The 13747-nt window shown below is 65.4% G+C and carries 7 protein-coding genes; 2 read left to right on the top strand and 5 right to left on the bottom strand.

Annotated features, from left to right (window positions below; translation table 11 throughout):
- Positions 1 to 2 precede the first annotated feature (2 nt).
- The 3 genes from ETD85_RS32415 to ETD85_RS67600 all read right to left on the bottom strand — a co-directional run bounded on the left by ETD85_RS32415 (position 3) and on the right by ETD85_RS67600 (position 4074).
- Entirely contained in the window at positions 3 to 1178 is a 1176-nt protein-coding gene (locus ETD85_RS32415; RefSeq protein WP_138693615.1) for a low temperature requirement protein A, read from the bottom strand.
- Positions 1179 to 2758: 1580 nt separating this feature from the next.
- Positions 2759 to 3202: a hypothetical protein gene (locus ETD85_RS32405; protein WP_138693614.1), complete on the bottom strand. Its 444-nt coding sequence runs from the start codon at positions 3200 to 3202 to the stop codon at positions 2759 to 2761.
- A 548-nt stretch (positions 3203 to 3750) separates the two neighbouring features.
- Positions 3751 to 4074: an SUKH-3 domain-containing protein gene (locus tag ETD85_RS67600; RefSeq protein ID WP_138693613.1), complete on the bottom strand. Its 324-nt coding sequence runs from the start codon at positions 4072 to 4074 to the stop codon at positions 3751 to 3753.
- 118 nt (positions 4075 to 4192) lie between these two features.
- Between ETD85_RS67600 and ETD85_RS32395 the strand changes: the two genes are divergently transcribed.
- Entirely contained in the window at positions 4193 to 4570 is a 378-nt protein-coding gene (locus ETD85_RS32395; protein ID WP_206058821.1) for a hypothetical protein, read from the top strand.
- A gap of 75 nt (positions 4571 to 4645) precedes the next feature.
- On the top strand, positions 4646 to 5266 hold the full coding sequence (locus ETD85_RS32390; protein ID WP_138693612.1) for an ATP-binding protein: 621 nt from the start codon (positions 4646 to 4648) through the stop codon (positions 5264 to 5266).
- Here the strand turns inward: ETD85_RS32390 and ETD85_RS32385 are convergent.
- Together ETD85_RS32385 and ETD85_RS32380 are read right to left on the bottom strand one after the other, a co-directional pair.
- Entirely contained in the window at positions 5232 to 5654 is a 423-nt protein-coding gene (locus tag ETD85_RS32385) for an SMI1/KNR4 family protein (RefSeq protein WP_138693611.1), read from the bottom strand. The genes ETD85_RS32390 and ETD85_RS32385 overlap by 35 nt on opposite strands.
- Positions 5655 to 5665: 11 nt before the next feature.
- Complete coding sequence (locus ETD85_RS32380; protein WP_170246949.1) at positions 5666 to 13249, bottom strand: polymorphic toxin-type HINT domain-containing protein; 7584 nt, start codon at positions 13247 to 13249, stop codon at positions 5666 to 5668.
- Positions 13250 to 13747: the final 498 nt, after the last annotated feature.

Below are 13747 nucleotides of genomic sequence, written 5' to 3'. Positions count from 1 at the left end.
GTTCACGCTGGCGGCCGGCCGGCCTCGCGGCCGGCGATCGTGATCGTGACGGCGACCAGCAGGACGCAGGCGGCCGTGATCGCCGCGACCACCCCGGCCACGCCGATCCCGGGCGCCGCGAGCGGCAGGGACAGGAGGACGGCGAGGCAGCCCACGACGGCGGCGGGGTGGATGACGGGCTCGGCGACGAGCGCGTGGACCGTCCACAGCGCGGCGAGGAACACGCCGGCCGGGATCGCGACGGCGTAGCCGAGGGCCGTCGGCGACGCCGCCACCGCGTGCCCGCTCTGCTCCACCGCCACTTCGAGCCCCGCGCCGAGCGCGGCCAGGGCCGCGAAGATGGCGTAGTGGCCGTACCCCCACAGGTACGACCGGTGACGGCGGTCACTGAGACCTTCCCCGGCTTCGATGAGGAAGTAGAGCCACCACAGGGCGAACAGCAGGATGAGACTGCAGACGGCGATGACGACGAAGTGCCCGCTGATCTCGTCCGCTTCGAGCGCTCCCGCGACTCCCCGGCTCGCGGCCAGCACGCTCTCGCCCAGCAGGATGATGGTGAACAGGCCGTAGCGCTCGGCGATGTGGTGCGGGTGCCAGGTGGTGGCCCTGGTCCGTTCCGCCCACCGCGGCACCAGGAGCTCAAGGACGACCAGGCAGGCGAAGAACGGCAGCGCGGAGGACGCGGGCAGGACGCCCGTGTCCACGAGGAAGAAGCGCAGCAACCACCCCAGCTGCACGACGGTGATGCCGGCCGCGTAGCGCAGCGCGGTCCGGCGGCCGGCCGGGTCTTCGAGGCCGGCGCGCAGCCACTGGGCGACGAGCCCGGTTCTCATGATGACGTAGCCCAGGGTGACGATCCCGAAGCCGCCGTGACCGGTCGCGGCGGGCACGCCGGCGGCGAGGACGAGCACGCCGGCCATCTGCACCATGGTCAGGAGCCGGTAGGCGACGTCGTCGGTGTCGTACGACGAGGCGAACCACGTGAAGTTCATCCACGCCCACCAGATCGCGAAGAACACCTGGAGGAACGGGACCAGCGCGGCGAGGCCGTGACCGTCGGCCACGCTGTGCGCGAGCTGGGCGGTGACCGTCGCGACCGCGACCACGAACGTGAGATCGAACAGCAGCTCCAGCTGGCTCGAAGCGCGGTGCGGCTCATCGATGGCACGCTCGCTCATCCGGATTCGGATCCGGATGGTGGTCCTGGCTGATGGCAAGGTCTCGCTCCTGTCGTTCGGCTCATCTGAAAGACCGGGTAGCAGCGCGATCTGTGACAACGCGGCACCGGGATCGCGACGCCGCGAGAAGAGACTGCACGCTCAAGGAACCTGGTCCGTTTCCGGCAGCTTGCCGAGCTGGTCAGCAACAGTGAGGGCAGGCACCTGATCGAGGCAGCGAAGGAGGACCCGGACTGGGGCAAGGACGCACTCCTCCCCACACTCAAGCAAGCGGTATGGATGCTGGAGTCGGAATTCGGCGATCAATAGTTGATCGTGATGACAAATTTGTCATCACGCTTCGGAGGGTGCTCAGCCAGATCTGGCCGAGCATCCCCTGTGTTCCGAGTCCGGTAGCAGCGATGATCTTGTCGCACAATGTGACAAGATCATCACAACAGGCATGGCCACTGCGCCGAAGGGGTTGACTTGGCGGTCGGCGAGTAGACAGGCATCAGCAGTGGCCTCGGGCTCCTCCAGGCTCCAACCCTCTCCTCTTGCTGTCGGGCAGGGCGCACTGATCACTCCGACGCAATACGCGGTGGAGGCCGCACGTCAATGATCGCGCGCAGATGTTCCGGACGATAGTGCGGCGGGGCTGGGCACGACAGCGCCCGCCGTGCGCCGACCACGGAGCGCCCGGCGGGGGCGGCGGGTCGCGGCTTTGCTGCCAGCGAGCCAGCGCTTCGGGGAGACGCGGGCGTAACGGGCCAGCGAGGCGACAGAAGTCGTAGCCGGAGTAGGCAAGCAGGGTGGAGGTGTCGGCACCGTCTTCGGCGGCGTGTGTGGAGGGCGCTGTGGCGCAGCTGGTGCAGCGTCCACGGCCCGGCGGGCAACTCGGTGGTGACCTGCTCGAAGAGTTCGGCGGCGCGCCGGTGCGGACAGCCGTGCCCTGCCGGAGCCGGGGGGCGACGTCGGCCGGCGCCAGCGAACCCGGGCGCGCCGGTTAGGTCAGGACACCGGGCCAGCGCGGCGGCCGTCTGCCAGACGATGACGTCGACCGCGCCGCCTTTGCGTCGGACCTTGGCACGCCGGTTGCGCAGGTCGAGCCCGGCGATGTTGAGGGCGAGGACCTCTTCGGTCCGGGCGGCGCTCTCAGACAGCAGCCAGAATAGGGTCCGCTACCGCAGCGACAGCTTCTCCCGGGTGAGCAGCACCCCGACCTGGCCGCGGTCCAGGGCCTTGGTACGGGGGAGTGCGGGCGCGGCGGCGGATGTGGCGCAGCGGGTTCGCCGGTCAGCCAGTCCTGGTTCCGCCACCAGGCGCCGGCGGAACCGAGCGCATCCAGGCGGGGGGCGTTGAAGGTGGCCGCGGCCGCCGTCCCCCAGGGGCCGGTGAACCCAGCCGGCGAAGGCGGTCGGCGCCGGTCTCGCCCTCCAGCGCGGTCAGCGGCGCCTTGGGGCCGACTTCGGCGGCCAGGGCGCGCAGCGCGATCGCGTACACCGCCTGCTGAAGAACCGAGGCTGACAGCCGAGTTCAGGCACCCACACGCCGCATGGCTTCACTTAGAACAGCGAAAGTCAAGTCTGGAGAAAACCATTCTAAATCTCGCCATAGCCACGGTTCCATGCAGCCTGCTGCTCGACATCTAGCCGAACAGTGGGAAATGACTCCAGGAAGCGATGCGCAAGCTCAATCACAGCGGATTCTTGCAGATCTGGAAGTGAATCAAATTCATCTCGCGCAACATCAAGCCCGAAATGACCTCCTCCCCCCTCGAACAGTGCTGTGACGGAGCAGCGAAAGCAGTCTTCGGACTCCTCGTGCAGGAACGTAAGGTAGAGCTCTGAGATTGATGCGCAATGCTCATCCAGCCAGGCTGGGCGCCCTTGGCCTCTCCAATGATGAGCCTTCGCTTGTCGAGCCATGCGCTCGACCTCATCAAGAGTAATCTCTTTGATGTCTCCTCTGCCGAGGACACCAGCTCGATTCTCGACCGTGGGCCAGACGCGCTTGCGGTGCCTAGCCCACCAGAAACGTATCACCGATCAAACCCTCTAATGTAGATTCGCGTGGTATCCGTTATACCTGAATCTGGAATATCGGCCCACCTCAAAAGCTTGCGCATTCGGCGATTGCCATTCTCGATCGTATTACTATCTTTGTAAATGAACATCCCATTCCAGGCCGGTCTTCCGGCCCGCGGCTATCGGTTTCTTCGGGCTCAAAGGTCGCGCAGATCTGCGGCGCAACGTCACGCTGATAACGTGACGCCACGGAACGCATGTCAGGCGCGCTCGGCGACTGCCCCGACCCGTAGCCGTCAGAAAACGATCACGACCGCTGTAGCCGTCAACCAAGGCTCGGCATCCCCCAAGTGAGACCATCACAAGGGGTGCCTACTACTTTAGTTAGAGACCGGGGCCGGCCATGGATCTATGCCAGGATCAGTATGCAGGCAAATTAGTGGCCTATGCGCCCTGACAGCCAACTCCAGACCTTCTTCAAAGGTGCTGCCCAGCTCCCATATCCACCCCAGTCGGATAGCAACCATTCTGCCCCCCGCTTCGAGGAATACGCTTGACTGGCTCAGTCACTCCCCAATAGGGAAGTAGATACCATCAAGAATGACCTCAACCTCTTGGGCCAATTCACGTTGGCCCGACCCTGTCAACATAGGATCAAAGTTGAGGGGTTCATCGTTACTAAAATTAGGCCCATCGGAATTGACCGGCTCAACTATTAGCCCACCCAATGAGGACAGCGCTCTCTTGACAAGAGGGCTAACATGGTAGCCCTCTTGAGTCAAGGGCGTTAGCCACTGAGAGATGTCCACTCTTCCTCCAGGTGGCCACCCTAATGCGTTGATCGCTGCCAGCACGTCAGTGTGCGTCGAATCGATTCCGATTTCAAGCATTGTCCCTTAATCGATATCCAGATTCCCCAGTAGTCGTCCACAACGCCCACAGGGCAGACCTGGCAGTCCATGTTGCCCTGCATTTGACGACATTGTATTTCGCGATTGCAGCGTTCGCATGGTCCCAGTCAAGACCCACCTGCGCCAGGAGGCCGGCGGGCGCAGCACCGACCGGGCCGACCTGCCCGAGCATCGGGCCGCCTACGCGATGGGTGACATCGACACGCTGGTCCGCGCCGCCCGCTGGGCCGGGGTCAACGTCGGTATCTATGCTGAGCGGCACTTCGACGACAGTCTGCCCTGGACGCGGATGCGGCAGGTCTACCGGCTGCTCGGCCTGGGCGCCGCTACGGCGCCGGCGGCGTCGAGGCGGCCTGCGGCAAGGCGCTGGAGCTGGACGTGCTGTCGGTGTCGAAGATCTCGACGATGCTCGCAGCTGGCACCGAGCACGTCCCGGTCCCGCCGCCACGCCCGGCGCGGGCCGCTTCGCCCGTGACCCCGCCGAGTTCAACCCGGCCCGCCGCGCTCGCCTGACGCTCCTGGGCCCCAGCGACGCACTGGAGCGATCCTCATGACCGGCACGACGGGCAGCACGACGGGCAGCCGTGTCCGTGATCCGATCATCGGAGACCTCAAGACCACGCTGCGGGCGCTCAAGCTCGGCAAGATGCTCGACACCCTGCCCGAACGCCTCGCCCTGGCCCAGCAGCGACAGCTGGGCCACGCCGATTACGGGGCACTGATCTTGGGGCCGGTCGGAACGGGAAAGACACATCTGGCCACCGCGCTCGGCCATATCGTCGTTCGCCGCCGCTACACCACCGTGGTGGCCCGCGCCGACGAGCTGTTCAAACGGCTCAAGGTCGCCCGGCTGGACAACAGCGTCGAGACCGAGATGCGCCGCCTGGCCCACGTCCAGTTGCTGATCATCGACGACTTCGCGCTCAAAGGCCTGGGCCAGATCGAGACGGCCGACTTCTACGAACTGGTCGTGGAACGCCACCGCAAGGCCGCCACTGTCATGACCTCCAACCGTGAGCCGGGCGAATGGCTGGCCATGATGGCCGACCCGCTACTTGCGCAGTCCGCCGTCGACCGGCTGGTCTCAGCCGCGCACGTCCTCATCGTTGAGCGCTCGTTGTCGTGGCCAACCTTAATTAAGGTACATAGTCGATCTTCAGGGCTCTCATGAACGCCGCAATGCTTGGCGCTACCTCTCGCCAGTTCCCCTCTACCGTCAAGAAGATAACTGATGGTTCCTCATCGACTCGCCGGTAATCCAGAGCAAATGGCAAATCTGGCCCGAGATCGCCGATGATTATCGATCGATGTCGAACGATGTCTCCTGGTGGATCCTCAGTGTTTATCCTTCCTTCATATTGAGCAAGAATTTCCGGGTCATTTTCGGCATGCCAACGCTCCGTCTCACTCAAGATCTCTTGTTTTGAATAGAAGCGGGGATCGACTGCTTCGCAACGGAATACCCTCTCCAATAGCCCCAAATCCCCCGGTGTTCGCCAACTACCTCTTGCGATGGCGGTTAGCAGCATGCTGGGCAGGGGCATGCGCAATACATACATGATCACTCCTTTCATCGAGACTTCACTGGTAGACCAGTGGTCACCGACACAAGATCCATGATTCCCTGTCGATGCTCCATGGGAGCCATTGGATCGCCATGGTTTCGTCCATTGACGCTTCTTGAGAGCCAGCCTACCGACAAGCCTTCCTCGTCCTTGAAGAGTGTGAACCCAACCGTGTCCCGAGAACCGCGGAAGTGCAAGAAGTTGATCTCGCCGTGTCCGCCCGTGCGGTTCACGGCGTTTGGAGGTGTGTTCGGGCCTCTTAGCGGAACGTTCAGCTGAGCTCGAAATGTACCGCTCGTTGGGTCATATACGCCACTGAAGGCGGTACCCGGATCGTGTCCCCTTAGCGTGTCTGCGTTGTCGACATCAGGCGTATTCGACAGAACATTGGTGCAGTCAGCGTTGTGGACCAGTAGGTCGGTTGCACCCGCAGCCGCGTAGTAGGTGTGTATTCCGTCTACGGTGAGGTTGTGGACCCGTTGGATGGCTGTCCGCACCTGGACCGCAGTGACCTGGATGTAGGTGCCCGCTGAGGTCTGCAGCCAGATCCCAGGCTGCAGTTGGCCAGCGTCGACCCATTCACGCAGTGCGGGCACCCAGAAGGGGTGGTTGTCGGTGGCGGTGATGTCGTCGGTCGTGCCGCCGCGGGCCCCGTCGACGTCTACGGTGATTTTGACGAGGTGTTTGGTGCCGTCGCCGGTGATCAGCGTGGTGACCGGCTTGGCGGCCGTGATTCCGGTCACGGGGTCCGTGGCGATGACCCGGTCTCCGACCTTCACGTCTTCGATCGGCTGGTGGCTGCCGTCTGCCATCAGTACCCGTGTGCCGGGGACGAAGCTGTTGCCTGATGGCGTGCAGCCGTTCAGGCCGGGCGGGTTGCTGGGTGGAAGGTCGGGGGCGACGTCGTCGAGGATCTCGTCGATGATGGAATCGGTCGTCGTCTCGGCGAGATCCTCGACGATGTCCTTCTTCCAGTCGCTGACGCCGTAGTCGGAGGCGGTGGCGACGCTGCCGCGGCCCAGTTCGATGCCGCTGTAGGTGCCCGTGCAGGGGCCGGTGCGGCACTTCTCGTCCGTGCTCTTCTTGGTCTGGCGCTTCTTGGGCGTGCCACCCTTGGCCGACGATTTGACCGAGCCTTTCACGGCCTTCTTGGGTTTGGTCGGCGTCCTCTTCTTCGCTGCGGGTTTCTTCGGCTGCGGACAGTTGCGGGTACAGCGGCGGTCGTCGCGGCGGTCGGAGTCGAGGCTGCGCGCCTGTTCGTCATCGTCGTCGTCGGACCGGTCGCGACGTTTCTTGGTTCTTTTCTTGTCGTCCTTCTTGGTGCCGCTGGAGCTCTGCCCTTGCGTTCTTTTCTTGCCGGTGGGGCGATTTCCTTGCTTGTGCTTCTTCCCGGGGTCGCCGGAGCCGGTCCAGGTGTCGGAGTTCTGCTTGTCCGCCTTGTTGTAGTGCTGGGCGGCGGGCGCGTGAACCCGGTCGTAGAACTCAGCCTCGGTCTTGCCTGCGGCCTCGAACTTCTCTGCTTGTGCGCAGGTCGGACCGCCGCCCCCGTTGCACCAGTTCTGGGACCAGCCCTTCTTGAAGCCGGGCTCGGGGCGGGGGACGTTCATGTTGACGTTGATGTGCGGCGAGTGGCCGTTCGGGTCCTGGTGGGCGAGTGGGTCGCCCTGGCCGTAGAGGTAGCGGTTGAGTTGGCTGGAGGGGTCGGGGGACAGCGTCCAGTCGTCGCGGGAGGCGAAGCCGCCGGTGCCCGGCACGTACCAGCGGGCGTCCATGTTGACCTTGCCGGTGTCCGGGTCGGTGTACTCGCCCTGGTATCCGAGCGAGCGCTGGGCGCCGGTGCGGGCGATCGGCTCGCCGAAGGGGTTGTAGGCGACAGAGTCCACCAGGGCGGTGCCGGAGAAGGTGGCCACCACGTCGCTGTGCAGGTCGGACATGACCCCCAGGGCGGGATCGCCGCCCTCCTGGAGGCTGAGGATGCCGCCGCTGGGGTCGCGGCCGTATTTCGCCTTGGTCGTGCCGGTCTGGTCCGACACCGTGGTGATGTCGTTGGCCAGGCCTGAGTAGGTGAAGCGGCTCTCCTCGGTGCCCTTCTTGCGTGTGGTCAGCCGACCGAGTGCGTCATAGGCGTAGGTGGCTTCGCCGTCGTTGACCAGCCGGTCGAAGGCGTCGAAGACGAGGTTCTTGGTGGCAGTGCCGGTGGTCTCGGTGGCCAGGGTGCCGCGCGGGGTGTAGGTGTAGTCGGTCCCGGCACCGGACAGCAGGCGGTTGCGCTCGTCGTAGGTGTAGGTCGCCTCGCCGGCCTTGGTCCGGTTGCCCGCGCCGTCCCAGGTGTAGCTGGTGACGTTGCCGTTCGGGGCGGTCCAGGAGGTCAGGCGGCCGGCGCGGTCGTAGCCGTAGGTGTTGCCACCCGCACCGGCGGTGCCTTCGGTCGTTTTCGAGATGAGGTGGTCGTCTTTGTCCCAGCCGTAGGTGATCTTGGCGAGCTGGGCGGTGGCGCTCTTGAGCGTGTGGGTCTCCACGCGGCTGAGCGGGTCGTAGGTGAAGACCTGGGTGTTGACCGGGCTGGTGGAGTTCAGCGAGGTCAGCCGGGAGTCCTTGTCGTAGCCGTAGGTGAAGGCGCGGCCGCTCACCGGGTCGGCCGCGGTGGCCAGGCGGGTGTTGTCGTCCCAGGTGAAGGTGGCGTTGCCGGAGCTGTCAGACCTGGTCAGCGGGTTTCCGAGGGCGTCATAGGTGAAGGCTGCGAGGGCGATCTGGGTGGCGCCACGGGTGACCTTGGTGAGCAGTCCTCGGTCGTTGTACTCCAGGCTGTAGTCGCCGATGCCAACCTGGCGCCCGGTGGCGTCGTAGCGGTAGCCCCGCTCGGGGGTGGCGACCTGGGCGCCCTGGCCGGTCTCCTTGGTGAGCCGGTTCAGGGCGTCGTAGTGCCGGTCGATGCGCACGCCGCCCGGCTGCTGCAGGACGGTGAGGTTGCCCGCCGCGTCGTAGGACTGTGTCCAGGTACGGTCGGCGGGCGCGGGGTGAGCCGCGGTGGACGGCTCAGTGACCGTCTCCACCAGCCCGAGGGTGTTGTATCCCGTCCACACCGTGTTACCGCGGCCGTCGGTGCTGCGGGTCGGAGCCCGGGTCGCGTCATAGCCGAACGTCGTCGTGATCGACTCCGTCGCCGAGACCGGTTCGACAAGCTGGGTCTGGACGTTCGTGGCGTCGTAGGAGCGGGTGGTGACGTGGCCCTCGCCGGAGGTGGTGCGCACCGGGTTGGAGGCGGCGTCGTAGCCGTGTTCGACCATCCGCTTCATAGCGCCGGCGGTGTCAAGGTCCTTGCTCGCGATCAGCCGACCGGCCAGGTCGTACTCCAAGACGCTCGCGTACCTGAGCGGTGTGGTCGTTTTGGCCGTCCGCCCGGCCGCGTCGTAGGCGATCTCGGTCAGGTACCCGAGCGGGTCGGTGATCTTGGTGATCTCGCCCGCCGCGTTGACGCCATAGGACGTCGCCTTGCCGATGGGCGGGGTCATGGTGTCGGGGAAGCCCGCGTTGGTGTAAGAGAATTTCGTCGTGTACGCGGCCATGGCGGGCCGGCGCTCGATCAGCGTCCGCGTGATCATGCGGCCCAGGTCGTCGTAGGTGGCCTCGATCCGGCCGCCCGTCGGATCCACCTGCGCCAGCGGCTCGCCCGCCAGGTCGTACTCCGTGACCTCCTGGCCGCCGGGCTGCCCGTCGATCGCCGGTTGTGTGGTGCGGACCTGGTTGCCCAGCGCGTCGTACTCGGCAGTCGAGCTGTTCCCGCGCGCGTCGGTGACCTTCGTGAGCTGGCCGGCCGCGTCATAGGCGAAGGACTGCTGGGGAACGAGCGGGGTGCCGCCAGGCGGCGTGTACGGCGTACCGGTTACCGCGGTCACCCTGCCGAGCTTGTCGAATGCCGTCGTGCTCTGGCGGCCCTCGGCGTCGATGACGTGCGTCTGCCGCCCGGCACTGTCGTAGCCGAAGCGCGTGGTCGGGCGGGTGGACTCGGCGGTGCCTGCGCGTTCGACCGTGACCGTCGGAGCCTTCGCCTCGACCAGGCGGCCGTGGGCGTCGTAGCGGTGGTGGGTGGTGAAGTCGGCGGCCGTGGCGCCGCTGAGGTTGCCGCGCGGGTCCACGCTCGCGGTGACCAGGCCGCGCTGGTCCACCGACCAGGTCGTGGTCAGATCCGTTTCACCGTTCTCCACCGTCTGGCGGACGAGCTGGTTCTCCTTGTTGTAGCCGAACTCCACGCTCTCGGCCCGGCTCGTCCCTGCCGCCGTGAGCGTCTGTTTGAGGAGGTTGTCGTTGGCGTCGTAGGCGTTGGTGACCTTGCGAGCCAGTCCCGCCGGATCGAACGTGGAGGAGGCCAGCCGCCCGGCGGCGTCGTAGGCGAAGGTGGTCTGAGCCGCGGGCGTCTTCACTCCGGCCCGGTTGCCGGCCGCGTCGTAGGTGTTCGACTCCAGCACTATGTCTTTGACTGTGGTGAGGTCGTTCACCTTGACGTCCTTGGCGATCACGTCCGCCAGCAGGTCGTCGGTGAAGTAGGTGTAGGAAGTTTTGCGGCCCATCGCGTCGACCTGAGCCGCCAGCCTCCCGCCGGGGTCGTAGGAGTAGGACTCCAGCACGATTTCTTGGGACGGCTGCGGGTTGACCGGGCTGCCCGTCCAGTTCTTCAACGTCCGGGTGGCCGGCTCGCCGCGCTCGGTGTAGGTGTAGCCGAACACCGAGCCCAACTCGTCGGTGACCGTGGTCCGCGCTCCGCTGGTATCCCAGCTCGCGCGCACCACTCCACCCTCGGGCCCGGTCACCGTCTCCTCGCGGCCGAACGCGTCGTAGGTGTAGGTGATCGTCCGCTCTGGGTCGCCGCCGGTCAGATCGGCCACGGTGTCGGTGAGGGTGTTGCCGTCCGGATCGTAGGTGTGGCGGGTCTCGATGGTGTGCGTCTTACCGGTGATCTCGTTCTTCACCGGTGCCCCGGTGTGCCTGACGAGCTGGCCGAGCCCGTCATAGGCGAGGGAGGTCTTGACCCCGTCGGGAAACGCTGTGGAGATCTCGGTGCGGGCCACCGCCCGGCCGACGGCATCGTAGTCGTATGTGGTGATCAGTCCTTCCGGCTCCGTCTGCTCGGCCAGGTCGCCGGCGGCGGTGTAGCGCTGCTCCCACACGTTGCCCCGCGCGTCCGTCCGGGTCTTCACCAGACCGGCGGGCGTCGTCCCGCCGCCGATGGCCGCTTCCGTTCCGTCGGTGTAGGCGATCGTCAAGGACCTGCCTTGCGGGAAGTCGGGCGTTGCCGGAGCGGTCTCCTTCGTCTGTTCGCCGTAGGTGTTGTATTCCCACACGGTCGCGTAGGTGTTGTCGGTGCTGCTCGCCGAACGGGCGTCCCTGAAGGTGGTCAGCAGGTTGTTGCGCGCGTCGAAGACGTTGGTGGCGTTGTAGTAGTAGGAGTAGTGGGTGTACTGGCAACTGCTGGTTGTCCGGCAGGTCTTGCGCTGCACCACGTTGCCGCGTGCGTCGCTGTAATCGGTGATGCTGGTGCTGTTCGGATCGGTGACGGTCTGCAGGAAGCCGCCGGTGTCGTAGCTGTAGGTCGTCTTCTTGCCCAGTTGGTCGGTGGCCGAGACGAGTCGATGACCGCGCCAGGGGTCGTACTCGAACTGCAGCGTTTTCTGCCGCGGGTCCGTGACGCTGGCGGTGCTGATCCGCTTGTCGTGGTCGAGGACGGGAACGCCGATTTTCCAGGTTCCGCCATTGTCATCGGTCATGCTGGTCAACCGGCCGCTGGCGGGATCGTAAGCGCCCGACATCCAGGTCCGGCCGGATGGGAGCGTTACCTTTGACAGGGAGAACGCCGCCTCGGCCCGCGCGTCGTAATGGGCACGCACTTCCGCGGCGGTCAGAGCCCGATCGTAGAGTGCGACCTCGTCAATGGAGCCCTGGAAACCGAACTCGGCCGGCGTGCTGATGCCTGCGGGCGTTCCGGGCAGGTACGAGTCGGCCGCGCCCGTCCCGATCACCGAACCACTGACCCAGTCCCAGTCCTCCACGCCTACCGGCTCCGATCCGGCAGCCGCGCCATCCACGTACAGAGCGGTGTTCTCGTTGGCCACCGTGATGACCGCGTGATGCCACTGCCCGTCGTTGACGGCCTGTGGCGACGCCACCGGCGTGCCGGGGGTCTCAGCTCCCAGCGCGAGCTTGAGCAGGCCCCGCAACTTGCCGTCCGTGCCCACGTACAGGCCGGGAACCCCATAACCGGGAGAGGATGCGTTCCAGGCACCCTTTCCCGCCCAGTAAATGAATCCGGATTTCGTGGTCTTGAACCATGCCTCGACCGATAATTGGTCACCCAGCTTGGTCAGCGTCGGACCGATTTCGAAGTGAGAGGATCGCCCGCTGCCTTGAAAGGTCGCCGCCGCATTGGTCGTCCCGGCCAACGCGCCAGGCTGTCCCGTCACGGTGCCGCTGCCGAACGTCTGGCACCCAACCGCGTCGGCTTCATCGGGGAAGCACGTCACTGTGCCCACCTCGGGCCAGGTCTCGGTACGGACCTCGCCCAGCCTGAAGTAATGGACGGGACGGGAGTCGAGCACCGTCTCCCGATAGCGTGAAGCGCTGTCGTAGGTGTAGGCGGTGCAACTGGATTCCTGCCCGGGAGCGCACACCTTGGCCAGGCGATCGCCGTCGTAGTGGTAGGTCCACGTCAGGGGCGTCCCGCCGACCGGGTCGGTGGACACCGCGGTGACATGATCACCCGTGAAGGAGAATGACAGCGACCGTCCGCCGTCCGCGGTCACCTTGGTGAGCTTGCCTTCGGTATAGGTCAACTGCTGGCCACGTCCACGGCTGTCGGCCACATTCAGCAGACGGCCCTGCGTATCGAACTCATACACCGTGGACTGCTTGTCCATCAGCTTCCAGCCGCCAGCGGTCTGCTTGGTCAGCGTGAAGTGCATGCCGGGCGGAGGCTGATAGGTGCTCTTCCCCACATGCTGCACAAACCTGAGCTGCCGCCCATCGGGATAGGTGAGCAGGAGCGATTCCGATGTCCCGCCCTCTGGGGCGATCTTCATATCGAAGCGGGTCGACCAGCCCGCGCCGAACATGGTCTTGGCCCGTCTGTCCAAGCTGTTGTAGGAGCGCATCACGGCCAGCGGAACCGATCCCGCCGTGGCGATCGACGCGTCCGTGACGGTAGCCGTGTAGTTGCCCGGCACCTGATGAAACTCCTGGCCATTGACTCCGCTGGTGGCCAGGAGGGAACTCACCTGCGGCTGACGGACACCGGTGGTGAAGTACATGCCGGTCCGGACGCTGGTTCCGCCGGTAGTGATATCCCGTACCCGGATCTCCCAGGTGTAGGACTTGCCCCATTGCAGCTTGCCGACGGGCACCGTCCAGTACGGGTCAGTCCACGGCTTCCAAGGCGAGGTAGTGCACGTGCTTGCCTCGCAGACCTTGTACTCACGCTCGATGTCCCACCAGTTAGAAAGGCCGGTGTTGTAGGCCTCCACCCGAAGCTGCGGGGTCAGCGTGTCGACCTGGGTACCGCTTTCCGGATATGACGTTCCAATCGAGGGCGTGTCAACCATTGCGGTCGCTCGCGAATCGACGCTGGAAGCCCTTTTCCGCTCTAAGGAGTCTCGGGGGATCCATCCCCTAGAAGGCTCACGCTCAGCAGTCCACACCCCACCGGCATAGGACCTGTCAGGTCCCAGCGCACCCGCGGGTGCCTTGGCGGAAGCCGACTTCGGGCCAGCGGCTTCTTGATTCGCTCGCGTAGCCGAAGCGTCTACCAAAGTGGGCGGGACTCCGGAGCTCCCCCTCTGCTGCTGGGGCGGCTCCACCTGCGCCAGATCTGTCTGCCGCGCCTCTGCGACCACTGGCTGAGTGGAAAGCTGAAGCAGCCCTGGCAGCAGAAACACCAAGGCCAACAAAACGATCTTCATCGCCGCCCGTGAATCCCGCGTTCCGCAGATGTGTAGCAGGAAAGACACATAGATCTGGGGTCTGAGCTGGGGAAACGCTTGCGGGCGTGCTGATGCGGCGTGTCACTAGGCGTGGGGGTTGTGCCTGGTCAGGCGTCTGCG

Source organism: Nonomuraea zeae, assembly GCF_005889725.1.
Classification (GTDB): Bacteria; Actinomycetota; Actinomycetes; order Streptosporangiales; family Streptosporangiaceae; genus Nonomuraea; species Nonomuraea zeae.
Note: the sequence above shows the minus strand (reverse complement) of the source record. Positions and strands in the feature narration are given on the sequence as shown.